At 39.9% G+C, this 26,680-nt stretch carries 27 protein-coding genes and 2 pseudogenes; 6 read left to right on the plus strand and 23 right to left on the minus strand.

From position 1 onward, the window contains the following. Positions 1–132: 132 nt before the first annotated feature. From GZ996_RS06465 to GZ996_RS06475, 3 genes and pseudogenes are all read left to right on the plus strand, one after another. A pseudogene (locus GZ996_RS06465) lies at positions 133–555 on the plus strand (phosphoribulokinase); the annotation flags it as partial. A gap of 109 nt (positions 556–664) precedes the next feature. Then, positions 665–970, plus strand: a complete 306-nt coding sequence (locus GZ996_RS06470) for a CHY zinc finger protein (RefSeq protein WP_162011631.1) — start codon at positions 665–667, stop codon at positions 968–970. 4 nt (positions 971–974) lie between these two features. Beyond that, a complete protein-coding gene (locus tag GZ996_RS06475) occupies positions 975–1,517 on the plus strand; it encodes a biotin transporter BioY (RefSeq protein WP_162011632.1) in 543 nt (180 codons plus the stop codon). Between the two features lie 115 nt (positions 1,518–1,632). On the opposite strand, the gene GZ996_RS06480 is transcribed toward GZ996_RS06475, so the two are convergent. Further along, positions 1,633–3,174 carry a class I adenylate-forming enzyme family protein gene (locus GZ996_RS06480; RefSeq protein ID WP_162011633.1) on the minus strand — a complete coding sequence of 514 codons (1,542 nt, stop codon included), beginning with the start codon at positions 3,172–3,174 and terminating at the stop codon, positions 1,633–1,635. A 75-nt stretch (positions 3,175–3,249) separates the two neighbouring features. Next, positions 3,250–4,704 (minus strand): glutamate--tRNA ligase, encoded by a 1,455-nt coding sequence (gene gltX / locus GZ996_RS06485; RefSeq protein WP_156806443.1) that lies wholly within the window; start codon positions 4,702–4,704, stop codon positions 3,250–3,252. A 206-nt stretch (positions 4,705–4,910) separates the two neighbouring features. Here gltX and GZ996_RS06490 point away from each other — a divergent pair, with 206 nt between their 5' ends. Then, the gene (locus tag GZ996_RS06490; RefSeq protein WP_162011634.1) at positions 4,911–5,864 is read left to right on the plus strand and encodes an IS30 family transposase; all 954 of its coding nucleotides are present in this window, start codon (positions 4,911–4,913) and stop codon (positions 5,862–5,864) included. Positions 5,865–6,043: 179 nt separating this feature from the next. Here the strand turns inward: GZ996_RS06490 and GZ996_RS06495 are convergent, their stop codons facing one another. From GZ996_RS06495 to GZ996_RS06510, 4 genes are all read right to left on the minus strand, one after another. Beyond that, the gene (locus GZ996_RS06495) at positions 6,044–6,457 is read right to left on the minus strand and encodes an organic hydroperoxide resistance protein (protein WP_156806444.1); all 414 of its coding nucleotides are present in this window, start codon (positions 6,455–6,457) and stop codon (positions 6,044–6,046) included. Between the two features lie 107 nt (positions 6,458–6,564). Continuing rightward, on the minus strand, positions 6,565–7,143 hold the full coding sequence (gene rpoE / locus GZ996_RS06500) for a DNA-directed RNA polymerase subunit delta (RefSeq protein ID WP_156806445.1): 579 nt from the start codon (positions 7,141–7,143) through the stop codon (positions 6,565–6,567). 512 nt (positions 7,144–7,655) lie between these two features. Further along, complete coding sequence (gene rpsO, locus GZ996_RS06505) at positions 7,656–7,925, minus strand: 30S ribosomal protein S15 (RefSeq protein WP_018164109.1); 270 nt, start codon at positions 7,923–7,925, stop codon at positions 7,656–7,658. Positions 7,926–8,443: 518 nt separating this feature from the next. Next, complete coding sequence (locus tag GZ996_RS06510; RefSeq protein WP_162011635.1) at positions 8,444–9,775, minus strand: nucleobase:cation symporter-2 family protein; 1,332 nt, start codon at positions 9,773–9,775, stop codon at positions 8,444–8,446. A gap of 248 nt (positions 9,776–10,023) precedes the next feature. Between GZ996_RS06510 and def the strand changes: the two genes are divergently transcribed. Beyond that, the gene (gene def, locus GZ996_RS06515) at positions 10,024–10,638 is read left to right on the plus strand and encodes a peptide deformylase (protein WP_161979124.1); all 615 of its coding nucleotides are present in this window, start codon (positions 10,024–10,026) and stop codon (positions 10,636–10,638) included. 207 nt (positions 10,639–10,845) lie between these two features. On the opposite strand, the gene GZ996_RS06520 is transcribed toward def, so the two are convergent. The 13 genes and pseudogenes from GZ996_RS06520 to GZ996_RS06580 all read right to left on the minus strand — a co-directional run bounded on the left by GZ996_RS06520 (position 10,846) and on the right by GZ996_RS06580 (position 23,039). Beyond that, positions 10,846–11,364, minus strand: a complete 519-nt coding sequence (locus GZ996_RS06520) for an NYN domain-containing protein (protein ID WP_161979123.1) — start codon at positions 11,362–11,364, stop codon at positions 10,846–10,848. Between the two features lie 21 nt (positions 11,365–11,385). Next, the gene (gene rlmB, locus GZ996_RS06525; RefSeq protein ID WP_156806449.1) at positions 11,386–12,132 is read right to left on the minus strand and encodes a 23S rRNA (guanosine(2251)-2'-O)-methyltransferase RlmB; all 747 of its coding nucleotides are present in this window, start codon (positions 12,130–12,132) and stop codon (positions 11,386–11,388) included. A 251-nt stretch (positions 12,133–12,383) separates the two neighbouring features. Beyond that, the gene (locus tag GZ996_RS06530; protein WP_161979925.1) at positions 12,384–13,175 is read right to left on the minus strand and encodes a hypothetical protein; all 792 of its coding nucleotides are present in this window, start codon (positions 13,173–13,175) and stop codon (positions 12,384–12,386) included. A gap of 86 nt (positions 13,176–13,261) precedes the next feature. Further along, a complete protein-coding gene (locus GZ996_RS06535) occupies positions 13,262–13,747 on the minus strand; it encodes a DUF6892 domain-containing protein (RefSeq protein WP_156806451.1) in 486 nt (161 codons plus the stop codon). Then, positions 13,744–14,145 (minus strand): Mini-ribonuclease 3, encoded by a 402-nt coding sequence (locus GZ996_RS06540; RefSeq protein ID WP_156806452.1) that lies wholly within the window; start codon positions 14,143–14,145, stop codon positions 13,744–13,746. The genes GZ996_RS06535 and GZ996_RS06540 overlap by 4 nt, the downstream gene beginning before the upstream one ends. Continuing rightward, positions 14,138–15,484: a cysteine--tRNA ligase gene (gene cysS / locus GZ996_RS06545; RefSeq protein ID WP_338014796.1), complete on the minus strand. Its 1,347-nt coding sequence runs from the start codon at positions 15,482–15,484 to the stop codon at positions 14,138–14,140. Before cysS ends, GZ996_RS06540 begins: the two co-directional genes overlap by 8 nt. A gap of 321 nt (positions 15,485–15,805) precedes the next feature. Beyond that, complete coding sequence (locus tag GZ996_RS11915) at positions 15,806–16,243, minus strand: dihydrofolate reductase family protein (protein WP_238386409.1); 438 nt, start codon at positions 16,241–16,243, stop codon at positions 15,806–15,808. Positions 16,244–16,753: 510 nt separating this feature from the next. After that, positions 16,754–17,209, minus strand: coding sequence for a hypothetical protein (locus GZ996_RS06555; protein WP_238386410.1), 456 nt, complete (start codon positions 17,207–17,209; stop codon positions 16,754–16,756). Next, positions 17,187–17,523, minus strand: a pseudogene (locus GZ996_RS06560) (aldo/keto reductase); the annotation flags it as partial. The pseudogene GZ996_RS06560 and the gene GZ996_RS06555, both read right to left, overlap by 23 nt. 113 nt (positions 17,524–17,636) lie before the next feature. After that, positions 17,637–18,464, minus strand: coding sequence for an MBL fold metallo-hydrolase (locus tag GZ996_RS06565; protein WP_162011637.1), 828 nt, complete (start codon positions 18,462–18,464; stop codon positions 17,637–17,639). A 1-nt stretch (position 18,465) separates the two neighbouring features. Then, complete coding sequence (locus GZ996_RS06570) at positions 18,466–19,701, minus strand: MFS transporter (RefSeq protein ID WP_238386411.1); 1,236 nt, start codon at positions 19,699–19,701, stop codon at positions 18,466–18,468. After that, positions 19,701–21,125 carry a 6-phospho-beta-glucosidase gene (locus tag GZ996_RS06575; protein ID WP_162011638.1) on the minus strand — a complete coding sequence of 475 codons (1,425 nt, stop codon included), beginning with the start codon at positions 21,123–21,125 and terminating at the stop codon, positions 19,701–19,703. Before GZ996_RS06575 ends, GZ996_RS06570 begins: the two co-directional genes overlap by 1 nt. A gap of 63 nt (positions 21,126–21,188) precedes the next feature. After that, positions 21,189–23,039 (minus strand): beta-glucoside-specific PTS transporter subunit IIABC, encoded by a 1,851-nt coding sequence (locus tag GZ996_RS06580; protein ID WP_162011639.1) that lies wholly within the window; start codon positions 23,037–23,039, stop codon positions 21,189–21,191. A gap of 165 nt (positions 23,040–23,204) precedes the next feature. Between GZ996_RS06580 and GZ996_RS06585 the strand changes: the two genes are divergently transcribed. Then, complete coding sequence (locus GZ996_RS06585) at positions 23,205–24,056, plus strand: MurR/RpiR family transcriptional regulator (RefSeq protein WP_162011640.1); 852 nt, start codon at positions 23,205–23,207, stop codon at positions 24,054–24,056. 96 nt (positions 24,057–24,152) lie between these two features. Here GZ996_RS06585 and GZ996_RS06590 read toward each other — a convergent pair whose 3' ends face one another. The 4 genes from GZ996_RS06590 to GZ996_RS06605 form a co-directional block, all read right to left on the minus strand. Continuing rightward, entirely contained in the window at positions 24,153–24,332 is a 180-nt protein-coding gene (locus GZ996_RS06590; protein WP_162011641.1) for a hypothetical protein, read from the minus strand. Positions 24,333–24,353: 21 nt separating this feature from the next. Further along, positions 24,354–25,124 carry a nucleoside phosphorylase gene (locus GZ996_RS06595; RefSeq protein ID WP_156806882.1) on the minus strand — a complete coding sequence of 257 codons (771 nt, stop codon included), beginning with the start codon at positions 25,122–25,124 and terminating at the stop codon, positions 24,354–24,356. 181 nt (positions 25,125–25,305) lie between these two features. Next, positions 25,306–25,923 carry a serine O-acetyltransferase gene (gene cysE / locus GZ996_RS06600; protein ID WP_156806880.1) on the minus strand — a complete coding sequence of 206 codons (618 nt, stop codon included), beginning with the start codon at positions 25,921–25,923 and terminating at the stop codon, positions 25,306–25,308. Positions 25,924–25,932: 9 nt separating this feature from the next. Further along, the gene (locus tag GZ996_RS06605) at positions 25,933–26,679 is read right to left on the minus strand and encodes an SseB family protein (protein WP_161979917.1); all 747 of its coding nucleotides are present in this window, start codon (positions 26,677–26,679) and stop codon (positions 25,933–25,935) included. Position 26,680 lies beyond the last annotated feature (1 nt).

The raw sequence follows: 26,680 nt of genomic DNA on the forward strand, positions 1-26,680 counted from the left end.
GTTTCAGAAACTTTGAAAACTTCAAAACTCGTATTTTCATTGCCATAAACATAAAACGAGAGAAGACAAGTCCTGTCCTCTCTCGGTGTTAAATGGGGCAACCCACTACAGTTGACAAAGAGCCTTTCTTCAAAGGACTTTCCCAATCAAAAAGTGACTGCTAGCATGCCTGTATCTCACGAGCTTAATAGCCTAAAAAGAGACATCACAGCCTTACAAATGGGAATGGACATCTTAACCATTGATGAGCCTTGGACGCCTAGCCGTATTCTTAAAGGAAGTAAGCCTATCCTCATTATCGAGGGAATGTCTGCCGGCTTTTTAAATGAGGCACTTTTTGACCTGAGCATCGCATTGGTAACAGACGAAGAGACTGAATTAAACCGTCGTCTCGAGCGTGACACCAAAGTCCGTGGCCGACACGCTGACTTTGTCTTACAAACACATCTCGCAAGGCGGCAACAGTATGAAACATATTACAAATCTTATGAAAACTCCGCGGATATTATCATTTCGCAAATTAACAACCAAATAATAACTACATTCAAAAACTAATCCTCCCTCTGCATGCATCATCTTTGCAGAGGTTTTCTTTTTGTTTTTTTGTTAACCGTTATTTAATTTTAGGTTGACACAAAAGAGAAAAACCTTTAAACTATGACTTATGGAGATTAAAGGACTTGATTTAGATTCAGCTGGACGTTGTCATCATTACCATACATCCTGTGATGTAGTAGCATTAAAGTGCGCTACTTGTCAACATTACTATGCTTGTTATCATTGTCATGATAGTTTGGAAAATCATCGTTCTCAAGCTTCCGATGTCACTAGTGGTAAGCCAATTCTGTGCGGTAACTGTATGACTTATTTAGATTTTATAGGCTATCAAACTGGTAGTTGCCCCAACTGTCATCATCCTTTTAATCCAAATTGTAAAGCACATTATTCTATTTATTTTAAAGGAGTTTAGTTTTATGTCAACCAAAACAAGAGATTTAGTTTACATCGCAATGATGGCTACTCTAATCATCATTCTGGGCAATATCCCTGGTATTCCACTAGGGTTCATCCCTGTACCTATTGTTCTACAAAACCTTGCTATTATGTTAGCAGGAGTTCTATTAGGCGCCAAGCGTGGTACTATCGCTGTCCTGCTATTCCTCCTCTTGGGAATGATTATTCCTGCTTTCTCTGGAGGTAGCAATACTATTCCAGTTCTTATGGGACCAACAGCAGGTTATGTCATCTCTTGGATTGGTGTCCCACTTTTAATCGGAGCTGGATTGGCAAAACTTCCTAATAAGAATCCCATTCTAACATTTGTTATTATTTGGCTTGGTGGGGTTTTATTCGTCGATGTTTTGGGAGCAATCTGGCTGGCGCATATGACTGAAATGGCACTAGATGCCGCACTCTGGGCAAACCTAGCCTTCATCCCAGGAGACACTCTAAAAGCAATTGTCGCAACGCTTGTTGCTGTGAAATACAGCCCTGTTGTCAAAAATAGCAATTTATAGCCACTTGAATTCGTTGTAATACATCACTGCTTTCAACTTGCCGTAGTTGCAACTAATGCATTCAACGATATAATCATTAAAGGCACCGGTTTGTTAACCGAGTGCCTTTTTACTATTAACTAAGTTGGTATTTTCCTTCTTTTAAGTCTTTTTCTAATTGTAATCGTTGAATTTTCATGGTTGCCGTACGTGGTAGCTCGTCATAATCAAGAAGAATCGGAGCATTCAAGAACGGAAGTTCTGATACTGCCTGCCACCAAGCATCCATATCCATTGCTCTGCCTTTTTCCAAAGCAATAAAAGGCTGAGGTTTACCATGTTGATCACGAACCAGTACAACCTCTGCTAAGAAAGTCAGTTTATCCAATAACATATCTTCAAGTGCGAGGTTACTATCGATTTGATCAATAAGGTCAACCTGTCTATCCTTTAGGAAAAGGTGTCCATCTTCATCCATACAACCATAGTCGCCACTATCCCACCAGCCTCCATAAACATTATCTTGGAAACGCTGGTCTTCTTTGAAATAGGTCAGCGCACGTCCTCTTGAAAAGAGTTGGATGTGCCCAGAATGACCAACCGGCAAAGGATTTCCCTTGTCATCAGTAATGCGCGCTTTGGTCAATTCTCCCAAGCCAACACCCATATCACGGGCATTTGAATGTTTCAAGCTTTCTCTTGTATGAGGTTTTAAGATCATTGGTCCACACTCACTTTGACCGTATATTTGAAGGAAAATGGCTTGCGCATTGTCAGATGCTTCTAGAAAAGCCAACATGGTCGCGTTGTTAATGGCATCAAAGGTTGAATGATAATAATTTGTCTTTGCAAAAACTGCTGGGTGTTCACGCGCGATTGTTGCCCACTGTACAAATTGATTTGGGTGAGTTTCAACAGCTTGGGGCTGGTACTTGAGAAAGAGACGTTCAACCGTTTCTCGGTCAGCATTTGCCAAAGTAAGAAGCGGGAAGCCCATAATCATCAAAGAGGACATTCCGATATTAAAACGTGAATGCACTGGTGAGATATGGAATCCTACAATACGGCGTTCTGGCATATGATTTAGGATTGTTTTTTGATATTTAGTACGCCACCCCATAGTATTTGCCGAGTGACAAATCAATTTAGGAATTCCAGTCGTCCCAGAAGTATGTGTGATGTAAGCAATCTGATCATCTGAAAGCGGACTAAAAGATACTTCAAGAGCATCAGCTTCCAACAATTTTGCAATCGAAATCTTATGATGATCAGAAATGTTTTCAACATCAGTCACAACAGCTGCCGTCACATCATCAAAAATGATAAAAGGATTTTCTAGGCGATCCGCAAAGACTGAAATGACTGGGCTATTAAAATGATAAGACACCATAACCGGAACCGCACCAAGATAAGTGACTGCAACAGCCAACATATAAGTGTCAAAGCCCTGGCCTTTAAAAATAATCACCTTATCTGATTTTTTTATTCCAAGGTGCGCCAGCTGTTTCGCACGCCTAACGATGGCATTATGGCTAGCCCGATAAGTCGTCTCTGTCCCCAATTCAGGAAAAGCTATTGCAGGTTGATCAAAAATAATCTCACAATGAGGATAAGCCTGACTCGCTTCAAAGTAATTTTGATACAAATTCATGGAACGATAAGGAAATAATTCTGTCATTAGAGTACACTTTCTTTATACTTTTTTCACAATTATAGCAAAAACTCACCCAGTTTGCTAGGTGAGCTATTAAGATTATAAGCTGTTTAGCATGTTATCCAAATGTTTAATCGCTTTGTCACGACCAAGCAAGAAAATCGTATCTGGTAATTCTGGGCCATGCATTTCTCCCGAAACCGCAACACGGATTGGCATGAAGAGGTTTTTCCCTTTGATACCTGTTTCTTTTTGGACAGCCTTAATTTGTGGGAAGATGTTTTCTGTCACAAATTCCTCATCAGATAGAGCTTCTAATTTAGCTTTAAAGGCTTCAAGGACTGTTGGAACTGTTTCACCTGCCATCACTTCTTTTTCTGCCTCAGTTAATTCTGGGAAATCAGCGAAGAAGAGATCTGTCAAGTTAACGATTTCATCCGCTGATTTCAACTGTGGTTTGTAAAGTTCAACTAATTTTTCAGCCTTGTCTGTCAAGCGACCTGCTGCTTCCAAGAATGGTTTGCAAAGTTCAAATACAGTCTCAAAATCAGCATTTTTAAGGTAATCATTGCTCATCCAGTCCAATTTCTTCTGGTCGAAGGCTGCTGGTGATTTAGACAGACGATTTTCATCAAAAAGCTCTATCAATTGTTCACGAGAGAAAATCTCATCTTCACCGCCTGGGTTCCAACCAAGAAGGGCAACGAAGTTGAAGACTGCTTCTGGCAAGTAACCTTTTTTACGGTAATCTTCAATAAATTGAAGAGTATTGGTGTCGCGTTTTGAGAGTTTTTTACCTGTCTCAGAATTGATGATGAGAGTCATGTGACCAAATTCTGGCGCTTCCCAACCAAGTGCTTCGTACACCATCAATTGTTTTGGCGTGTTAGCAATATGGTCATCACCACGGATAACGTGTGAAATACGCATGTCATGGTCATCAATCACCACGGCAAAGTTATAAGTTGGGTAACCATCTTTTTTCTGGATAACCCAGTCACCACCGATATTTCCACCTTCAAAGGTAATGTCACCTTTGACCATGTCATTCCATTTATAGATACCAGCTTCATTGACAGCCAAACGAACTGTTGGAACCACACCTGCTGCCTCACGTTCTTCGATATAGGCTGCTTTTTCTTCTTCAGACATTCCAAGGTATTCATTGATGTAACGCGGTGTTTCCCCTACTGCTTCTTGACGCTCACGCTCAGCTGCTAATTCTTCTTCCGTCACATAAGATTTGTAGGCTTTTCCTTCTGCTAAGAGTTGGTCAATATATTTTTGATAAAGCTCCAAACGTTCTGACTGACGATAGTTTCCATGCGTTTCTGGACTCTCATCCCAATCAATCCCTAACCAACGTAGGTTTTCAAGCTGCGAGCGTTCGCCGTCTTCCACATGACGCTTACGGTCTGTGTCTTCAATACGGATGATGAAAGTCCCGCCGTGGTGACGAGCATAGAGGTAATTAAAAAGGGCCGTACGGGCATTCCCGATGTGCAGTAGTCCAGTTGGACTTGGTGCATAACGTACACGAATTTCGTTAGACATTGTTTTCTCCTGTATAGTTTTCAATCCTTAATATTATAGCACATTCCGACACTTTGAGTGAACTATTTTATATAGAAAACGCATTTGAAACAGAGAAACACAGAAAAGAAAAGTTCTAAAATGAAGTTAGCCACCTAAGGGTATCAAAAAACATCTCAGAGAGATATAATTGTAGTCACCACAACAACAATTAGAAAGACTCTGAGATGCAAAACTATTATACACCAAAAAGTAAACATTTGACACTAACTGAACGTAGAATGATTGAACGTTGGCTTCAAGAAGGGCTCTCAAATCGTGAAATTGCTAGGAGATTGGCTAAAGCTCCTCAAACCATTCACAACGAAGTCAAACGTGGTCAGGTTAGACAACAAGTGCGTAAAGGAAAATTTGAAGTGATCTACTCAGCTGACTTCGCTCAAAAAGCCTATCAAAACAATCGTAAACGTTCTGTTAAACAGTTCTCCCTAACCAAGGGACTCAAAGAAAAGATAACTCACTACATCAAACAGAAATACTCTCCCGAGATGATGGTAAAGTCAAAAGGGATACCTGTTCCCATCTCCACTATTTACTACTGGATTCATCATGGCCACTTAGGATTGACCAAGGCTGATATGCTTTATCCTCGACAAGAGAAAGCTAAGAAAAAGCATGCTAGTCCCAATTTTAAGCCAGCTGGAAAGTCTATTGAGGAACGACCAGAAAGCATTAATAAGCGTGAGAATATCGGCGATTTTGAAAGTGATACGGTTATTCAAACACGGGCAAAAAACGAGTGTCTGTTGACTCTAACCGATCGAAAGAGTCGTTATCAAATCATTCGACTCTTTCCCGATAAGTCCGCGTCTTCAGTCAATCAAGCTCTGAAAGCAATCCTCAGGGATTATCAAATGAACTCTATCACAGCTGATAACGGGGATGAGTTCAGTCGTTTAGCAGAAGTTTTTGACCCTGCTCATATCTACTATGCCCACCCGTATTCTTCTTGGGAGCGTGGAACTAATGAGAATCATAATAGACTCATCCGGCGTTGGTTGCCTAAGGGAAGCAAAAATGCGACTCAACAACAAGTCGCATTTATTGAAAACTGGATTAACAACTATCCAAAGAAACTATTCCATTATAAATCTCCTAAAGAGTTTTTACAGAGTGGCTAACTTGAACTTGAAATTTACCGAAACACAGAAAAACCTCAGTCATACCAACTGAGGTTAGATCCTACTAGTGACTAGCAATCATGGTAAACTGTCTGATTTTTAGAAATTAGACACATCCCTTTATATCATTAATCTATCACCAGAATGTCGTTCTGTTACATAATGCTTATCATCAGTTATTAGACCGCTTTAACAGTCACTTCAATATTTCCTTTGGTAGCTCGTGAGTATGGACAAACTTGGTGCGCTTCTTCAAGATAAGCTTGCGCATCTTCTAAACTAACACCTTCAATGTGTCCTTCAAGTTCAACACCAAGTTGGACGTCTGGAACATTGCTGACGCTAAGGTTAAAGAGCGATACTGTTGCTGTAATTGTTGCTTCAGCTGTTACGCCATGACTAGATAGAACATAGCTAAGAGCACTGTTGAAGCAAGCACTATAACCAGCTGCAAACAATTGTTCTGGATTAGTCGCACCTTCTACACGTTGTCCTGGTTGAACAATCTGTAACTGAAAGCTATTATCTGGAGAATGAACTTCTCCTGTACGTCCACCAGTGTTAATCATTTTAGCTGAATAAATCTTTTTCATTTTCAACCTCTTTCTATTTGATAGGTGATCTTACTATACTACTTTCTCCTGAACTCTTCAACCAAAAAAATCGAAAAAGCCAGAGTTTCCTCTAGCTTGCAACAAAATTATTCTTCTACTTCTTCATCTTCAGAGTAGTCATCATCTTCTTCATTGATGTTAACATCCTCATCCAAATCTTCATCCGGGATGATTTCATTCAATTCTGAGTCATAAGAATCCACTTCTGATTTTTCATCATCTGGGTTATCCTCGTCATACTCAAGACTTTCGTGATTAGTACGATAATCTTCATCTTCTGGATCATCATCAGAGTAGTCAATGGCATCTTCATCACCATCCATAAAGGCATTAACACGTTTTCTCTTGCGTTTTGGTGCATCTTCATCATCTTCTTCAAGACTAATGATTTCTTCATCGATTTCATCAATGGCGTACCATGAACGAAGGCCCCATTTGTTTTCACCAAGCGGGATAAAGCTACCATCAGTATTTAGGTCTGAGTAAAAAAATGGCAAAGCTTCACGAATAGCAGCATCTGATTTTTCTAAATAATTTTGAATGGCATTAACCAAGTCATTGAAATACATCTCGTCTCCGCGACCACGTGTTTCTAAAATAGCACGCGCCACTTCAATCATTGACAATTCACTTTTTTCTTGTCCAGCAAATACATCTAATTCCAAAGGTATTCTCCTTTTTAAGAGACAAAGCACAGCCTATCCCTAATTTAATATTCTTTACTATTTTACGCTAAAAATTCCTATTCGTCAAAGAATTTTTATAGAAACAATCAATACGCCCTATTACACTCTCAAAAGTAAAAACTCCCCACAAAAGTGAGGATGTCAGATTTTAGGTGATAAAACTTCATCTCAACTAGCGCACGTTAAGCACAAACTAGGATGTCGAAGAAATATCCTTTTTAAGCAGTATACTTTTCGAACGCTAGTTAAAATCCTAGTGAGTCATCAAGTTTATTCCGAGAACCTAAAAAGACATCCCTTGAAGCAGAGTCACCTATTTAAACCCGCCTACGGCCTACGACACTTAACCAAAATAAAAACTCCCCACAAAAGTGAGGGGCTCAGATTTTAGGTGATAAAACGTTTATCCAGCTAGGCAAGGTGACGATGGATAATAGAACTGAAGTTCATCAAGAAGCCTTAACGACGCCGGGGAAGTTTTAATCCTAAAATTAACGACGAAGACCGAGTGAAGCGATAAGCTCGCGGTAACGGTTAACATCTGTACGGCGAAGGTAAGCCAAAAGGTTACGACGGTGACCAATTTTTTTCATCAAGCCACGGTATGTAGCGTGGTCTTTTTTGTGTTGTTTGATGTGGTCGTTTAGGTGGTTGATTTCCCAAGTAAGGACAGCAACTTGAACCTCTACTGAACCTGTGTCACCTTCGTGACGTGCATATTGTGCAATGATTTCATTTTTTTTCTCTTTTGAGATTGCCATGATAGTTCTCCTTTTTATTTGGCTTCATCCGAGTGGCAGGTTGGCATTCCTACAACCAAGAAGAAGTTATTTGTCTTATAGACCTTTATATTTTAGCAAAATGGCTGAGCTTCGTCAACTGATAGTTTTGGAAAAACTGGTAGAGTAGCTCTGCTATTTCCCATAGAAAAATAGAGTGGGACAGAAGTCATGATTCCGAAGTCTTGACTTCCCTTCGCTCTCTGATTTCTAAGCTCAGGCTGAAACTGTCCACTGGGCACTTTCACTCCCACCTCCGCACAGCTCCGAAGGTCTGGGAGATCTTTGGAGGTTGGAAATAAGATGAACGATGTTCATCACATTCGTATAGGATGGCCGCTAACGATTGTATGGTACTCAAATAATACAGTGGACTATTTGAGGTGGACACTTGAAAATGAAGAAGTGTCCAGTTGCAGACCTCCAATCAACCACTGCGTCAATCTGTTATTGCTATCAAAAAAGAAGGTTGAGATATTTTTGTCCCAACCTCAAAATCATTAATGTTTTTCTTTTAAGACAACATTGAGAATCAAGGCTGCTAGAGTCCCTGTTGAGATACCTGATGAAAGCACCATATGAATTGGGGTTGGTAGGCTGGCTAAGAGTTCTGGACGAACGGTTACACCGATACCAAGAGCAAAAGCAACTGAGATAATAAGAAGTTCGCGATCACCAATTTTGATTGTAGCAAGCGTCTTAATCCCTTGAGCAGCCACGAGGCCAAACATGATAACCCCAACACCACCAAGTACAGGCTGAGGCATGATGGAAATCAGAGCAGATAGTTTAGGAAAGACTCCAAGGATGGCAAGAATAGCCCCCGCAATAATCATGACATGACGACTAGCAACCTTTGTCAAGGTAATCAAGCCAACATTTTGCGAGAAGGCAGTGTTTGGTCCTGCACCAAAGATACCCGCAATAAAAGATCCCACACCATCAGCAAGAACGCCATTTGCAGCACGCTCACTTGAGATTTTCTCGTTCGATGCCTCACCGATAGCCATTATGATACCAACCGTACCAATTAATGAAACGACATAAGCTGGAATAAAGGATAAAATTGATGAAAAATCAAATGTTACACCATAGCGAAGAACATTTGGAATGGCAAACCAAGACGCGTCCACAACGGCTGATAAATCCACTTTCCCAAGAGCGATACAGAGCACGTAGCCAAAAAGCATACCGATAAAAACAGAAGCTGTTGACCACATCCCTTTTCCATAGTGGTTGAGAGCAAGGGTGAATACCATGACAGCAAAAGCAATGCCTACATTCTCAACAGAACTATAGTCTGCCGAACCAGAACCACCAGCTGCCCAGTCCATACTGACTGGTAGTAAGGTAATACCTATAAGAGAAACTACTGTTCCTGTAATCAACGGTGGGAAAAATTTCATCAGAGGCTTAACAAAGCGACTCAGTACAATTTCCACCAAAGAACCTGCAATAGTCGCACCAACAATCCCTGCAATCCCAAACTTAGCACCAACGCTAATAGCAGGATTCGCAAAAGTAAAGTCAGTCCCCATCATTCCTGACACACGAGACCCAATAGCTCCCAAACCACGAGACTGCAAAATGGTAGTCAAGCCTGCTACAAAAATGGTCGCAGAAACCATGACAGCCGTATCTTCCACTGATAGTCCAATCGCACCAGCTACAACAAGTGGCACTGCAATAATCCCTGCAAAAGCTGCTAAAATGTGCTGGAGCGCTAGAACCACCGACACACCAAGCGGTGGATGATCTTCGATTTTATAGAGCATGTCATCATGCTTTTCTTCCACGTGTCCGTGATCAATAAGAACTTTATCTTTAGACATAATACACCTTTTCGTTATTTTTTAAATTAAAGTATAACAAAAAAAAGGGAATATTTACAATATTTATGAACTTTTTTATTTAAAATCCACCAATCGTTCGTCTATCTGTCTTTGCTTTTATTATATCTTTTTTTGTGATAGAATTATTAAGAAATTGTTAGAACGGAAAGGATTATGAGCCTAAATCAGTTATTCTTTCAATCTTTTCTAGTCAACACGAAAAAATAACAGGCTCTAGGTATTTTATTATGACTGCACAAGATAAATTAATCAAAGCTAGTCACTTGATTAACATGGATGATATTATTCGCGAAGGTCATCCGACTCTTCGTGAAAAAGCTGCTGAAGTTACTTTGCCATTGAGTGATAATGATATCATTCTTGGGGAAAAAATGATGCAATTTTTGAAAAACTCCCAAGACCCTGTGATGGCTGAAAAAATGGGACTCCGTGGAGGGGTTGGTTTGGCCGCTCCGCAATTAGATGTGTCAAAACGCATTATTGCTTGTCTCGTCCCAAATCCAGAAGACGAAGAAGGAAACCCTCCGACTGAAGCTTACAGTTTACAAGCCATTATGTACAACCCTAAAATCGTGGCCCACTCTATCCAACAAGCTGCGCTGGCCGATGGAGAAGGCTGCCTATCTGTTGATCGCGTTATTGAAGGTTACGTCCCTCGTCACGCCCGTATCACTGTCGAATATTTTGATAAAAATGGGGAAAAACACAAAGTCAAGTTCAAAGGTTACAATGCCATCGTTGTTCAGCACGAAATTGACCACCTCAACGGTGTTATGTTCTACGACCGCATCAACATTGCTGAACCTTTTAAAATCGAAGACGGCGTGATTATCTTAAAATAAACAAAAAGGCTGGGGAAACTCAGATTTCAGCCTTTCTGTTGAAATGTGAATAAAAAAAGTGGTTTAGGATCAACGTTTTTGAAGACGTTGATCCTAAGCCATTTACTATTTTAAGACTTTTCCCAGCCTCTTTTGACATATCGTCTTTTATTTTTGATAGCTAGACTAATAACCTCAATGCTGCTGCAAAGTCAAGGTCACTATGTCCTAATCACCTAATGAATGCAACAAGTCTTTCAACTGCGTCATCTGGTCATCTGCAATCGCTGATAATCGAGGTTTTTTCAAGTCAATTTGTGCAGACAGTTTGTCCAAATCTGATTTAACCGTGTTAACCCGTTGTTCTAATTCACGAGCAGAAACACGTAAACATCCTTGCGCAAAAATGGTCCACTGTTCATTGAGGTCACTAGTCGCTACTTCAACAAGGTTCAAGGCAGTGTTTAATTCTGCTGCCATGCGTTCAATGTAATCATCCGCAGTCTCATTTTCTTCAGTAAAAATGACTTCTACTTTATACTGATCATAGCGTTGACGATTGCCAGGAACATACTGGGCATCAAACACACAGGTGATGTCAATTTGTTCAAAATTAGCGTAGTTATTGAGTTTACGCAACAAAATGTTTCGTGCTTCGTCTAATTGATTAGTTTTAAATGCCTGCTTAGTCTCTTGCCAGAAGGCAATCATATTATAACCATCAACTAGCATAAGTTTCTTTTTCATGGATTGCCTCCTCTGTTGCCCCTATTGTTTATTTCTAAACACCTCATACATAAGAATGGCTGCTGCGACGCTCGCATTTAAGCTCTGTACATGCCCATCCATGGGAATAGTAATCATCTCATCCACTTGTTTTTTGATATTAGCAGAAATACCTTTGCCTTCATTGCCAATGATGAGGGCGAGCTTACCTAAGGTGTTCCATTTATGAGATGGCGTTCCGTCCATGTCTGTTCCAAAAATCCAAAAACCAGCCGCTTTTAGTTTGTCCAAGGTCTGACTGAGATTGGTCACACGCGCAATCGGTACATATTCGACAGCCCCTGTTGAAGTTTTGGCAACAACTGGAGTAACACCAACCGCACGGTGTTTAGGGATAATGACACCTGCTACTTTTGTAGCGTCAGCTGTTCGCAAGATTGACCCCAAATTATGCGGATCTGTCAATCCATCCAAAATCAGAATGAGGGGATTTTCTTCCTGCTCTGCTTTTTCCATAATCGTAGATAATTCTGCATACGAAAACTCTGCTACTCGTAGTACAAAACCTTGGTGAATGCCATTATTGGTCATCTCATTCAAGGTCTTTTTAGGTGTCCAAGAAATAGACACTTTTTTTTCAGTAGCTAGCGTTTTAATATTATCCACATTTTTGCCACGAAGGTCATCTTGGATGTAGAGTTTGTTACCAGTATTTGCTTGTAAACTTTCAGTGACAGCGTGAACGCCATAAACGATATCTGTTAATTCTTGTTGTTTCTTTTCTTTCATGTCTTCATTATAGCATGAATTATAGCACACGTGCAGGGGTTTATTTGAATTTCCTATCCAAATAATACTGACTGTTATCGCTTTGTTTCCTTACATATCAATAGAATTGTCTAAACAGTCAAAAAGACATTTCAACTCTAAAGTCAAAACATCTCTTTACATTAACTTCTATCCTTCTACACTATCATTCAGCTACGCTTTTCTTTGAAAAGAAATCATACGACTGTAATTAAACCTATCACTATATACAATCAACGTTTTTTTATGAAGTAGACTAAAGTGCTCACAAATCCGATACCAGTAACAATCAGAGTACCTAAAACTATTTTAGAAAAACCTTTCTCTTCTGATGACTCAGGCATTCGATCTGCGAGATTGATTCCTGTTTTTTGTGAAGCTGAGGCCTGTTTAACAGATTGACTAGAGGACTCATCCGTCTTAGACAGATTTGATTCTGAAGCTACAGTCGTCACATCTTGATTGTTAGATAACTCTCCTTGCCTAATTGACGGTTGTTGTGTTTGGAGAGATGTAGCGGTTGCTGACTTGGACGTATTCTGACTGGCATTTTCTGAAGGCAACTGCGGAGCTGAGGTTTTTGTCGAGCTTGCATTAGGCAGAGTCGTTGGTGTGTATGTAACTCCTTTTGAATAACCTGAATGCGTTACTGGTCCATCTGGAAGACTAACCGTTACATGGTAACTATCCTCTTTTAAACCTTCCAAACCAAACCAACAAGTAAAACGACGTTCCCCTTTAGGTACCGTGTAATCCAAGGTATTCATCACCTCCCCGACCAAATTACGTAACTCAACAGTGACTACCTTAGCTGTATCAAATTTTTGAGGCAAATTGACAACAACATCCACAATGGGTTGTTCAGAACGTAGGGTGTTACTAACAGCAATAGCTAAACCATACGGCGCCTCAATATTTTGTCCAACTTCAGTCACAATATCTTCTGCTTGAGCACATTGTTGTCCACATAGCCCAAACAAGGCAATTCCTAAAAGCACTTTAGCTGATAAACGTTTGTATGACATAGATTTTCTCCTCGCAATATAACAATCGGACGATTTCGCCCCCTTATCTTATTATTCGTAAGAAAGCAAAAAAAGAATTGAAAATTTCAATTCTTTTTTACTTCATGTTGATATTCTGTTACTGTAATGCCTTGACTGCGTAAATAAGCCGTAGCTTTTGGTGAAAAATAATTCACTGACTGAGCATCAATGACAGTCAACTTCTTAAACTGATTTAGTTCTCTTTCAGAGACAACCACAACATCAAATTCATCTCCCTCACCATCGCCATAGGGCATTAGCTGCAAATAAATGTCATTACCGCCATCTAAATAGAGCTTTTTAACATATTTTGCTAGTCGTTTGGGAATTTTGAAAGCTTCAAAATAGTCCTTAACTTCTGGTGCCACAACATCGTAGGTCGCTTCGAAATCAACAGGAACTTGCTTAGCATATTCGTAGACATCAAACTTCGGTGTCAGAACTTCCTGTTCATACATGAGCTCTTGGATAATCATTAATTTAAAATTAAAGTTATCAAATTCAAGATAATCTTCTTGACCTCCCAACATATTTTTGAAAAATGAAATCATCTTCCCTCCTCTTCAACCACCTCAATACACCAGTTAATCAGTTCTTCTAGGCGTTCAATTTGCTCAGTCATGTGTAGATAGCCTAGAACTGCTTCAAATCCTGTGGACATCTTATAGGTAATGACATCCGTATTTTTTGCCTTAGTGTGGGTTGAAGCATTACGCCCACGCTTGTAGATTTCTTCTTCTTTTTCAGTCAATAACTGCGCTTCCCGCATAGCCGTGATGAGGCTTGCCTGTGCCTTGGCCGACACATATTTTGTCGCTAGGCGGTGCAGTTGATTGGGCTTGGTCTGACCTTGGAAAATCAAGTGACGGCGAACGTACAAGGAATACACCGCATCGCCTTCAAATGCGAGCGCTATACCATTGATCAAATTGACATCCAGATTAGTCACGTGTCCACCTCACTCCGTCTTTGGTGTCAAGGAGTTTAATTCCTTGTGTTGCCAATTCATCACGGATGCGGTCCGCTGTGGCAAAATCACGATTAGCACGCGCTGCTTGGCGTTCCTCAATCAAGCGCTCAATATCTGTATCCAAGACTTCTTCTTTAAAGACAATCCCAAAGACCTCTAACATTTTTGTTAATTCAACTTTGACGCTTTTATCATAGTTCCCTGAGTTAATCCATTTCGCCATTTCAAAGACGACAGTAATCCCATTTGCGGTGTTGAAATCTTCGTCCATAGCATCCGTAAATTTAGCGACAAAATCAACTAATTCGTCTGCGTTTACTTGACCTGTGAAAGGCTGTTCGTAGGTATTTTTTAAATACTTCAAATTAGCTTGCGCATCATGAATGGCTTTTTCAGTAAAGTTAATTGGTTTGCGGTATTGCTGTATAGCAAGGAAGAAACGCAAGACCTGCCCATCAACAGTTTTCAAAGCATCATGAATCGTAATGAAGTTACCAAGAGATTTGGACATTTTTTCATTATCCACATTGACAAAGCCATTGTGCATCCAGTAGTTGACGAATTTGTGGCCAGTTTTGGCCTCTGACTGAGCAATTTCATTCGTATGGTGTGGAAACTCAAGGTCGGCTCCACCACCATGAATATCTATGGTATCGCCTAAAATTTCAGTTGCCATAACCGAACATTCAATATGCCAGCCTGGACGACCGGCTCCCCAAGGACTTTCCCAAGACACTTCGCCTGCCTTAGCAGATTTCCAGAGGGCAAAATCCACAGGGCTTTCCTTGCGATCGGTTTCCTCATCTGTACGTCCACTGGCTCCCAAGACCAAATCGGCTAGAGTTTTATTGGCTAACTTAGCATAATCAGCTGATTTTTCCACACGGAAATAGACATCTCCTTCTGACTCGTAAGCGAAGCCTTTTTCCAAAAGGTCAGCCACAAAAGCAATAATCTCGTCCATATAGTCAATGACACGAGGATTTTTAGTAGCAGGTTTGATACCCAGCGCAGCCGTATCTTCCATAAAAGCCGCAATGTACTTGTCTGAAAAATCCTTAGTCGTAAGACCTTCTCTAGCTGCGCCATGGATAATCTTGTCATCCACATCGGTGAAGTTAGACACATAAGTCACCTCAAAACCTCTATACTCCAAATAACGACGGATGGTATCAAAAGCTACAGCGCTCCGCCCATTTCCTACGTGAATGTAATTGTAAACCGTTGGACCGCAGACATACATCTTAACCTTGCCCTCTTCCAAGGGGACAAACTCACGTAAACTACGGGTCATGGTATCGTAAATCTTAATCGTCATACTCATACTCTCTTCGTTTATCTAATGCTTTCATTATACCACAAAGAGACCCTCACACAAAAATACGAGGGTAATTCTTTCCTAATAATAAATGAACTACCCATACAATGAGTAGATAGATCATTAATGATGTTATAAAGCTCCCACAATCTGATGTGGCAAGTACAATTCATCTAAATAGGTATGCCGTCCGTACCTAAGGTAACCTCTGTTGCCGTGTCTAATTTGATACAACATAATGAAGCGGAATTTCTACCCCTTAACGATGCACCCGCACAGGTGCATTTTTGCACATTCCTCATAACGATGCCGTATGCACCGTTACAGAGTAAAGTATTCGGTTTTATCGCTGCCTGTGCGTACATAGCGTTCTCCTTGTAGAACCCGAATAATTAGCCAATCACCTAGTATCGCAATCTTATATAGGAATCCTCCAAAGCAGTACATTCGATCATCTTTAACACACCCAAATTGAATAGTTTTTTTAGATTTCAAAGACTGTCCATCAATTAAAGCGGAGGTGTCTTTTCCACCAATCAGTATCGGAGCCACAACGATATCGACAAAGTCAAATAGCTTTCCACGTAGGAACAATCCATCTACAGTTCCTGCCGACTGTACTGTCAATCTGTCACAGCCATAATCTTTATTTAGAATTTCAAGAGCCTCTTTCAGCGAGATTTGCTCTTGAAGAATAATGTGTAGATTATCCTCTTTTACAGAAAAATCCAGCTGTTTCGGATCGGATGTTATAACCACCGCCTACTTTGAACGTGCGCAGAAATACCTTACACCATTTTCCGTCAGATGGTGATTATCCAACAGTACAAATGATACCGGCGTTTTTGATGGGAGCAGCTTTTCACTAATACCAATCTTAGCCTATACTCGACCCGTGTTAAAAGACCATAAGTCCGTGGATTGTTCAATTTCATAGTATTGATGCAACCCTTCCGCTACTCCGGTTATCTTAAGGAAGTCCTTATCTACATCCAATTCGGCCGAAGTATCCGTGCTGATTTTGCCGTCAACAGACATCAACATAAATAAAGGTTGTTATCGGTCTGCCCCTTCTTTCATCCTCGCTTCTTTTATTTTTTCGGTAGTTTAAGTTTAATATTCACATTGCCACCAAGTACACTTACTCCTACCACTAACCCCGCTACAAGGACAGAACTTGCGATTTTTACAATACCCCTATTAAACTGCCGCTTCTCCGAATCCTTCTTGTCAACCATACGAACCGTTTCTGTTTCCTGCGAACTAATCTCAGTATCCTTTTAGCTTACAGTTTTCAGAATTTCCATTTTTTTCAAGAATGGCTTCTCGTTCCTTGGCACTCAATTCCGGATTATCCAAGCACTTACTTAAGTCAGCGTGTACTTTTTCTGCAAAATCATAGAACTGCTTTCGGCTATCTGTCGAGATATCCAATTCCTTATCAGCTGTTGCGTAAACCTGCTTTATGCTCTCATCATCGCTTGAAATTATGTTTCCCAAGATATCCTTGTACTCGGACATGGATGACTGAATGAATTTTACAAACTCAGGAAACTGTGCAATGACTTCTTTTGCAACATCCGACCGTAGTTCACTTGATTTGGACGCGATACTCAAGACGTCTGTTTTCGACAAATTCTTAAAATCTGTCCTTTTCATTATATCAAGTGCCTGTTTTTCAATTGGCGTAATAGTAGTTTCAACGATGAATATAAAGGATATCAATATAATCTGTTCCTAAACGCTTCAAACTCGCCTCTACTTGATTAATAATTGACTTTCGTGATAAACCTTTTATATTTTCCCCTCATGGAGACCATATCCGAAAAACACTTTTGTCGCCATAACAACTTCGTTGTGATCTGCAAAATCATGCAAAGCACGCCCTAAATATTCTTCACTAGTCCCTTTACCATAAACATTTGTAGTGTCAAAAAATTAATTCCCATATCCAAGGCTTTTTTAATAATCACACGTGATTTTTCTTCATCAAGCAACCATTTCCAACGAAAGCTTTGACTGGCATCGCCAAGGCTCATACAAGCACGACAGATTTTTGATACTTCTAATCCAGTATTTCAGAATTTTGTGTATTCCATAATTTCCTCCAACATCATAACAAGGTTTGAATTGAGTTCAAGCAGATAACTTCTTACAGACTAACCACTTTATTTTTTAAAACCAATCTTTGTCCCACATTTAACGCATGTACCCTTTCTGGATTAACAACATCCGTCAATAATTTTTCCGGATTTCCATTAAATGTATTCCAATCAGGAGCATCGACACTTCCCCAGTGAATACAAATTAATTCCGCTTTAGGGTAAGTATTAGCTAATTTAACAGCACCTTCATAAGTAATATGCCAATCATTATCACTAAAATCAAACAGAATAACGGCTGGATCAGGCATATTTAAATGCTCCGGAAGCAAACGTGAATCACTCGGTAACCAGATAGCACCATCTGGCGTATCCATCCAGTAACCCAAATACTCTTCCTCACGCCACTCACGGTACTTATATTTTTCCAATCCATTTTGCCAGTTGTGCTTGGTTGGTGTTGGAGTGACAAGAGTATTGCCTATCGGAAATGGCTGCCCTAGTGAACACTCTTGTGTTGGGTAACCTTTTTCTATCATGACCTCTGAGACATAAGGAGGTGCATAATAAGCTTTAGTAACCGTTTTGATATTTGCCAGAGTCTCAAAACTTAAATGATCACCATCAATATGACTAATCAGTAGACTATCAACCTTTGGAATGGCTGTGCTTTCAATCGGCAGATCAATTAGTAAAGGCATATCAAATCCATCTAAAATCGGATCAATTAAAATAATGTGACCGCAACTATTAATTAAGATACTGGCATTACCTAACCAACGAATCTCCGTGTGCGATATAGCCACAAACGCTTCTTGGGTAATTTTTTCTGTTGCAAAAGGCATGGCTTGTCCATGCGAACTATATGATAATTTCATCTCATTTCTCCCTTACCATTTTTCTCCTATAAAAAGCTGAAAATAAACTTATTGTGCTGATCAAAAGAAAGACAACAAGCACTATCAGTGTCGGAAAGTAACTTCCTGTAAAATCATAAATGTAACCAATGATTGAAAAAGCTAAAGCCGCACCCAAGTTCCCCGCGAAGGAAATAATCGGGAATCGTTTCCCATAGGCTTCATCTCCAAAAATATCGCGCGTTACTAACGCTAGTGATACACTGCCTAAGCCATAACAAGATCCAAAAAGAAATGCTGCCAATAATAAGAAAACCGTTAACTGTGTTTGCATCAATAGCAGATTCCCTAAAAGTGCTAGCGCCAGCAGAACAGTGGTTGCTTTTAAGGACCCGAAGCGGTCACTTAAAGCGCCAATCACCAACTTAGAAATAATATTACCTAGCATCCCCATTGATAAAAGGCTAGCTCCTAAGGTCACCGATAACCCAACGCTTGCAGCATATCCTGGTAAATGCTGGGTCATACTCGACATAAATCCGATTAAGCTGGCAAAGACTAATAAAGCTCCTAATAAAAGACCTGTTGACGGATTCTTATCCTGAGACATAATAACTTGATCGTTTTTCAATGATTGTTTTCCATAAGTTTCACTACCTTCATCTTCTGGAGTCATCGTAAAAGGATAAAGAATAGCCGGTAGGCAAAGCAAGCCAATCAGTAGCGCTTCAAAACCATAAGCTCCTCGCCACCCTATATGGACAATAACCCCTGAAAAGATAGGTGAAAATACAGTACCCACTAACCCAGAAAATCCTAACGCAATACTCGTAGCCAACCCGTTTTTTTCTTTAAACCACTGATTAATAATCAACGTGATTGTTACAATTGAAAACATACCTGTTGAAAACCCTCGAATGGCTCCTAAAATATAAAACTGCCATAGATGACTTGAGATAGCCATTAAAGCTGTTCCTAAAACCGCCATAACAACAGAAAAGGTTAAAACTAGTTTTAAAGGATAGCGACTTAGTAAATTTGGTACAAATAAGGCACTAATCGCAGTCACTAAAGAAAATATGGTCATGTGGAAAGCAAAGGCACCTCTTAGCATTCCCAAATCTTCAGAAACCACTGTATAAAAGACTCCTGAGGTGTTAATCGATACTCCAATAGCTGCTGCGGCAAGTCCACATAAAACAGCTAAAACGGTCCAAGCCTTGTGATACCGACGCATCATGTCACCTTCTTTCTTCATTATAGCACTTCTCCATTACTTGCAATGACGTCCTTATACCAATAAAATGATTTTTTAGGCGTTCTTACTAGTGTACCGTTGCCTTCGTCGTCACGGTCGACATAAATAAAACCATAGCGCTTACTCATTTGGCCAGTTGATGCGGCAGTTACGTCAATAATCCCCCAAGTTGTGTATCCCATTAGTTCGACACCATCAATCTCTACAGCATCCTTAAAGGCTTCAATATGCTGGCGCGTGTAATCAATCCGATAATCATCCTCTACATAGCCAGTTTCATTAGGGATATCTTTAGCACCCAAGCCATTTTCCACAATAAAGAGAGGCTTTTGATAACGATTATAAAGCATATTAAGAGATGATCTAAGCCCAAGAGGATCAATTTGCCAACCCCAGTCTGTTGAAGGGAGATTGGGGTTTTTGATAGATTTAAAAAGATTCCCAGTTGTAGTGGCATAATCCTCATCATACCCGGATACCGTCCGTGAAGAATAGTAAGAGAAAGAGACAAAATCCACAGTATTTTCTTTTAAAATACGCTCATCCTTTGGTTCAACAGATAAGGTGATCTTTTCACGTTCTAATTTCTTGAGAGCATAGCTAGGATAATAACCTCTTGCTTGAACATCAATAAAGAAATATTCCCCATTGTCACGATGAATCGCCTCCAGATAATCCTTTGGTCGACAGCTATAAGGGTAGTGACTACCTCCTGCAAGCATACAACCGACCTGATTGTTCTCATCAATATCATGGGCAATTTTAGTTGCCAAAGCTGACGCTACTAACTGATGATGGGCAGCTTGATATTTGAGGGCTTCAATGTCATCTCCCTCTTTAAATATCAAGCCTCCACCAACAAAAGGTTGATGCAGTAAGATATTGATTTCATTGATTGTTAGCCAATACTTGACTAGCCCTTTATAACGCGTAAAAACGGTCTGTGCATAATTGACATAGGCAGCCACCATGCGACGATCTCTCCAACCACCAAATTTTTTAATCAAAGCTACTGGTACATCAAAATGAACTAAGGTTACCAATGGTTCAATCTGATGCTCTCGTAATTTTTTAAAAATAGCCTCATAAAAACGCAAACCTGCTTCATTAGGCAATGCATCGTCTCCATTTGGGAAAATGCGTGTCCAAGAAATTGACATCCGATAAGCTTTTAAGCCCATTTGCGCCAATAAATCAATATCCTCCATGTAATGATGGTACATATCAATGGCTTCTTCACTTGGATAGAAATAATCGGAGCGACGTTCTAGATTATCTAAGCTCCCAAAAGCTATGGCTTTGCGATCTTCACCAATTGGCATCAAGTCCGTATTCGTGAGACCTCGACCACCTTCAAAAATACCACCTTCTGCTTGATTAGCAGCTGTCGCACCACCCCATAAAAAATGCGTAGGTAATGTCATCTAATCTTCTCTCCTTCTACTTTAATCAGTTTATCTCCTTGTGAATATAAGAAAATAAATAGGTTACACTCTAACTTCGAGGACAAGTTCACCTGTACTTTTTTGACCATCTGCCACTTGATCAATCTGTGAAAAACTTGCCGTATTGGTTACAACCACAGGAATTTGTGTCCCATAACCAGCTTCTGTAATATTATCCAACTCAAAACTAATCAGCTTTTGCCCCTGGCTAACATATTCCCCTTCTGAAACGTAGGTTTCAAAAAATTGTCCATTTAATTCAACCGTATTTAATCCAATATGGATAAGCAGTTCCACACCACTATCCGATACCAAACCAATAGCATGTTTGGTTGGAAATACTGTCATTACTGTTCCATCAAATGGCGCTGTTACTAGTTCACTATCCGGTTCAATCGCGAATCCCTTCCCTAAAGCTTCAGAAGCAAAAACAGGATCTGAAACCTGATTCAAAGGAATCACACGACCTGAGATAGGAGTGACGACAGTTGTATCAGCAATGGTAAGAGTTTTTGTAGCAGGTTCTTCAATGCTAACTTTTTCAAAACGAAGGGACAAGAAATAAGTGATGATTGCAGTTGACACAATCGTAATCCCCATCGCAATTAAAATATTAACGAAGAAAAACATGGTATTATCGCCAATATATAGCAAGACCGCTGGCAAACCTGAAGACCCTGTTGCAAAACGGTGAACTTGCATGATTCCCGCATAAAGTCCTCCTAGGCCTCCACCAGCCATTGAAGCATACAAGGGGTATTTTTTAGGAAGACTCACACCATATAGAATTGGTTCAGTAATCCCCATATATCCTGTAATAGCTCCTGAGGTTGCTATTTGTTTTAATTTTTTATCTTTTGTTCTCATCGCAACAACTGCTGCAGCTGTTGCTTGTGCCATGTTAGAGCAAAGTGCCCCTGGCCCAAAAATACTGTCATATCCAAGTTGAGCCATTTGCATAACTCCCAGGGGGGCTATACCATTATGAATCCCAAACATTACCATTACTGGCAAAAGCCCTCCAATAAAAACCGCTGGTAACCAACTTGCTGTCTCAGACAGGTAAGTAAATACCATCGCAAGCCCTTGCCCAATTAAAGCACCAATTGGTCCAAGAATAGAGAAAGCTAAAGTTCCCATAATGAGAAAGGTAAGCATGGGGACAAAAACTAATTCTACAGATTTTGGAATTATCCGATTAAGCCATTTTTCAACATACGATTGCACAAAAACAACCAGAATAGCCGGAATAACCGATGACGTATAAGTTGCTAAGGTAAACGGAATCACATTGAAAAATCTGACTGCTTCGCCTGTTGTTACCAAATTAATCCAGTTAGGATGTAACATCATTGCAATCACACCTACTGCTAAAATAGGATTAGCTTTTAATTTCTGAGCCGTTGTAACAGCTAAAATCAATGGTAAGAAATAAAAAACACCATCAGCAAAGGTATTTAACATGACATAGGTTTGAGAAGTGTTATCAATAACTTTGAAAACCATCAAAAGTGCCAAGACAGCCTTTACCATTCCAGCCCCGGAAAGTGCTGGAATCACCGGTTGAAAAGCACCCGCTACGAAATCAATGATTTGTTGCACAAAAGGCGATGTTTCCTGCTCTCCTTCATCCTGAGAAAGTTCCCATAAGATAAAACTCACTTCTTCAAAAACATCCTTAACATGCGTTCCAATAACAACTTGGTGAACACCAGCATTAACCAAATACATACTAACACCATCTAAGTGCTCTAATTCCTCTTTTTGGACAAGTTGCGCTTCTTTTAGTTTAAAGCGTAAACGCGTTTGACAATGGTAAACATCAGCAATATTATTTTTACCACCTAGTTGCGTAATAATGTTCTTTGCCAATTCATGATATTGCTTAGCCATAAAAAATCTCCTTTAAATTACTGCAATCATTTTTGTAATTTCTTACCCTCAGTATATCCCAGCTGTTGGACAAGGGCTAGCTTTTTTGCTAAACTTGGAATACGGTTTCAAAAAAACACTCAAAATAGCCTCAAATCGTGAAATGAAGTGAAATAAGGAGGTGCTATGTTACAAGCGATAAAAGATTATACTGCCAATGGACAAACATCAAAAGCCGTTATTGCAACATTTCTATTAGAAAACTTAGGCACCATTGAACATTTTTCACTGGAAGAACTAGCTACCGCAACCTTTACCTCAAAAGCTAGTTTAGTTCGTTTTGCTCAATCTCTCGGTTACAAAGGATGGACCGATTTTCTCCCTGCTCTGCTATCCGAACGTTATTATTCTGATACGCACTATTCAGATGTTGACCACAATCTTCCTTTTAACGAAGATGATGACCTTGCTTCTATCATCCAAAAAATTGCAACTGTTGAAAAAGAAAGCATTCAAGACACTGCTGATAAGATTAGACCAGAAGATCTCGATAAAGCAGCAGACTTAATCAAAAAAGCCAAACGAGTGGTTCTCTTCGGCCTTAGTCCCAATGAATATTTAGGCTATCTTTTCAGACGGAAAATGCTCACCATTGGTAAAATTATTGAAATTGGACATTCAGGAGAATTTGGGTTAACAAGTTCGTCGCTCCAAGAAGATGATCTTGCCATTATTATCTCTTATTCTGGTAATTCTGAAACCATGGAGAGCCTTCGCTACATTCCTTTATTAAAAGCCAAGAAGACAAAAATCATTGCCCTAACCAGTGAAAGTGGAGATTTGCTCAAAGAAGCTGCTGACACAACCTTTCTTCTATGTACCAAAGAAGATAAATTCAAAAAAATTGGAAACTTCTCAACTGAAGAATCCATCTTATTTATTCTTAACACACTATATGCCACCTATTTTAAAAAAGATTTTTTCTCTAATTATGTCAAGAAAATCAATTTATCCAGTAAGCTAGAACAGGGAAGGTAAACACGCAAAGAGATAATCACTCTCTAAAAAGCCTAAAATCCATCAGTCGGATTCTAGGCTTTTTAGTATTTGGTAATATCTTTTGAATGGCTATCTTTATCTATGAGTTTTATCTTGTTGATATTGTTTGTAAAAGCGAACACCACTGACCAAAGTAAACGTCAACCAAATCAATCCTAACCAAGTTTTAGCTAACAAAACATTATGAATCGTTAAATAGCTGCCGCAGGCAATCATGACCAGATAAGACCAATAGTTTTTTAGAAATGATACCATCATTAACCTCCTTAAAATAAATTATGACAACTCTTCCGCAATCTTTAAGGCTACATCAAAGAAGCGAAGCAAGTTATCCTCATCATGCCCATCACGCGCATCCCAGCCATTATCCACATCAACATAGTCTGAGGTGTAAAAGAAATGGTAGACATCAGCCGCACGATACTGCGCCCAAGCTGCCACAGAAGCCCATTCCATATCAACCACCTGAGCTCCTGCTGCCATACGACGTTTAACCTTTTCTGGCGTCTCACGGTAAAAGGCATCCGTTGTCCAAGCCTTGGTCTGAGTATGGGGAATATGGTGATTATCCAAAATAGCTGCAAAGTGCTCCATGTGCTCAGTTGAATACCCAATCTCCTCAGAAGTTGGCGCATAGTGATAAGAGATTCCCTCATCACGCAGACTAGACGTCGGTAAAATAATTTTATTGGACTCCAAATCACCATCCAAAACACCACAAGTTCCAAAAATAATAAAGTTTTTAAAGCCAGATACTTTCAACTCTTCCAAGGTTCCAACTAAAGCTGGCCCACCAAGAAGCGCCTTCATCACAGCCACCTTTTTGCCCTTATGCTCATAAATGTACCAAGGATGTTTGCCATTGATATTAGACTTATAACCACCTTGGTAAACACCATCCTGCTCTGTAATTAAACGAAACAAGGTTCCTGAAAAGGGCATGATAATCGTATCACAAATTTCCGTAATCCCAATCTCACCTTTGACCGTTAATAAATCCTCTGGCTCAATCACGGCCTTGGTGTTTTCAAATTCTTCTAGTAGCATAGGCAACCTCCTAAGTGTATTGATTTATTATAAACAAAAGCTCCGAAAATCACAACGACTTTTGGAGCTCTGCTTTATTTTTAATGAGTTGAGATCATTTAGTTAAGGCAATGATATTCCGAAAAAGATTTCCTGATATTATTCTTCTTAAAACCGAAGTCAAAAATAATAATTCTATTTCTCACAATCCTGCTGAACGATGGCTCGCCTCACGCAATTCTTCTAATTTTCTGAGATAATGTTCACGATGATCTTCCAAATCGTGGATGACCTCGTCATCCTTTTTCCCATGGACACGCACAATTTTTGCTGGCATGCCAACAACAGTAACATTAGCTGGTACATCTGCTAGCACAACTGCGGCTGCACCCACTTTAGCATTCTCACCAATTTCAATAGGTCCAATCACCTGAGCGTGTGCCGAAACAAGAGCACCCTTACGCACTGTTGGATGGCGTTTGCCCACATCCTTACCAGTTCCACCGAGAGTTACACCATGATAAAGCATAACACCCTCTTCGACAATTGCTGTTTCTCCGATTACCAATCCAGCCCCATGGTCAATGAAGACTCCTGGCGCTATCTGAGCTCCCGGATGAATTTCAATATGAGTCCAAAAACGCCAAAACTGGCTGTGCATCCGTGCCATTAATCGAAAATTATGATTCCAGAGCCAATGTGACAAACGGTGCGCAGCCAAGGCTTTCAATCCAGGATAGGTTAAGAGAACTTCAAGGCTATTACGAGCCGCTGGATCAAGTTCTTTAACAATATTGATACTTTTTTTCCACCAGCCCATAGTTCCCTCCTACTTAATATCTTCCCACTTCACTAAAATTTGTTTATCATCAAAAGAATCGATCACTATACCAATGGTGTCTGAAATCTCATTTTCTCCGTCTACAGGTGACTTGATATCTTGCAGCGTCCACGCAACCACAATACCATTAGCTTGTTTAAATCGCCCCCCGAAGTCATCCTCACGATACCATTTGGCAAAACTAGTCATATTTGAAAATACTGGAACAAAGCTATTTCCTTCTTGATTTGATAAAGTAGGGAAAAGTCTATCACTAGAGCCATCGGTATTTGGATGTACAAAAACTGGCACTAGGTAATATTTTTCTAGCAAAATTGCTTGGATATTGTTATCTCCCATCACCTGATTAAGAATTGTCGTATAATGATTGACAAAAGCGATTAATTCACTGGATTGAAAAATACTTGAATTTCCCATGTCTCCTTCTTTTTTCAGATTAAAGACGATACCTGAAAGTTGTTTCACGATGACCTCTTCTAGAATGCCAAGCGTTTTTCGTTCACCCCAATGTTGTTCACGAGCGCTAGCTTGTTGCGCTTTAAAGGTTTCAAGATCAGATTCATCTGTAAAAACTGGCGTGACCTTTTTGCCATCAATCTCTAGAGCATACGGTTTATCGCTTGCTAGCACCTCTTGGCCATGAAGCCCCATAACAAAAGACATGATGCTCAAAAAATCAGTTGGATCTGCAATAAAATCACGGAGTTGTTGGTCAAGTTTTCCTAATCCAGTCATC

Source organism: Streptococcus sp. S784/96/1, assembly GCF_902729355.1.
GTDB lineage: Bacteria > Bacillota > Bacilli > Lactobacillales > Streptococcaceae > Streptococcus > Streptococcus caledonicus.

Coding starts and splice junctions, on each gene's coding strand:
- GZ996_RS06470 (WP_162011631.1), top strand. CDS start 665: ATGGAGATTAAAGGACTTGATTTAGATTCAGCTGGACGTTGTCATCAT.
- GZ996_RS06475 (WP_162011632.1), top strand. CDS start 975: ATGTCAACCAAAACAAGAGATTTAGTTTACATCGCAATGATGGCTACT.
- GZ996_RS06480 (WP_162011633.1), bottom strand. CDS start 3,174: ATGACAGAATTATTTCCTTATCGTTCCATGAATTTGTATCAAAATTAC.
- gltX (WP_156806443.1), bottom strand. CDS start 4,704: ATGTCTAACGAAATTCGTGTACGTTATGCACCAAGTCCAACTGGACTA.
- GZ996_RS06490 (WP_162011634.1), top strand. CDS start 4,911: ATGCAAAACTATTATACACCAAAAAGTAAACATTTGACACTAACTGAA.
- GZ996_RS06495 (WP_156806444.1), bottom strand. CDS start 6,457: ATGAAAAAGATTTATTCAGCTAAAATGATTAACACTGGTGGACGTACA.
- rpsO (WP_018164109.1), bottom strand. CDS start 7,925: ATGGCAATCTCAAAAGAGAAAAAAAATGAAATCATTGCACAATATGCA.
- GZ996_RS06510 (WP_162011635.1), bottom strand. CDS start 9,775: ATGTCTAAAGATAAAGTTCTTATTGATCACGGACACGTGGAAGAAAAG.
- def (WP_161979124.1), top strand. CDS start 10,024: ATGACTGCACAAGATAAATTAATCAAAGCTAGTCACTTGATTAACATG.
- GZ996_RS06520 (WP_161979123.1), bottom strand. CDS start 11,364: ATGAAAAAGAAACTTATGCTAGTTGATGGTTATAATATGATTGCCTTC.
- rlmB (WP_156806449.1), bottom strand. CDS start 12,132: ATGAAAGAAAAGAAACAACAAGAATTAACAGATATCGTTTATGGCGTT.
- GZ996_RS06530 (WP_161979925.1), bottom strand. CDS start 13,175: ATGTCATACAAACGTTTATCAGCTAAAGTGCTTTTAGGAATTGCCTTG.
- GZ996_RS06535 (WP_156806451.1), bottom strand. CDS start 13,747: ATGATTTCATTTTTCAAAAATATGTTGGGAGGTCAAGAAGATTATCTT.
- cysS (WP_338014796.1), bottom strand. CDS start 15,484: ATGACGATTAAGATTTACGATACCATGACCCGTAGTTTACGTGAGTTT.
- GZ996_RS06565 (WP_162011637.1), bottom strand. CDS start 18,464: ATGAAATTATCATATAGTTCGCATGGACAAGCCATGCCTTTTGCAACA.
- GZ996_RS06570 (WP_238386411.1), bottom strand. CDS start 19,701: ATGAAGAAAGAAGGTGACATGATGCGTCGGTATCACAAGGCTTGGACC.
- GZ996_RS06575 (WP_162011638.1), bottom strand. CDS start 21,125: ATGACATTACCTACGCATTTTTTATGGGGTGGTGCGACAGCTGCTAAT.
- GZ996_RS06580 (WP_162011639.1), bottom strand. CDS start 23,039: ATGGCTAAGCAATATCATGAATTGGCAAAGAACATTATTACGCAACTA.
- GZ996_RS06585 (WP_162011640.1), top strand. CDS start 23,205: ATGTTACAAGCGATAAAAGATTATACTGCCAATGGACAAACATCAAAA.
- GZ996_RS06590 (WP_162011641.1), bottom strand. CDS start 24,332: ATGGTATCATTTCTAAAAAACTATTGGTCTTATCTGGTCATGATTGCC.
- GZ996_RS06595 (WP_156806882.1), bottom strand. CDS start 25,124: ATGCTACTAGAAGAATTTGAAAACACCAAGGCCGTGATTGAGCCAGAG.
- cysE (WP_156806880.1), bottom strand. CDS start 25,923: ATGGGCTGGTGGAAAAAAAGTATCAATATTGTTAAAGAACTTGATCCA.
- GZ996_RS06605 (WP_161979917.1), bottom strand. CDS start 26,679: ATGACTGGATTAGGAAAACTTGACCAACAACTCCGTGATTTTATTGCA.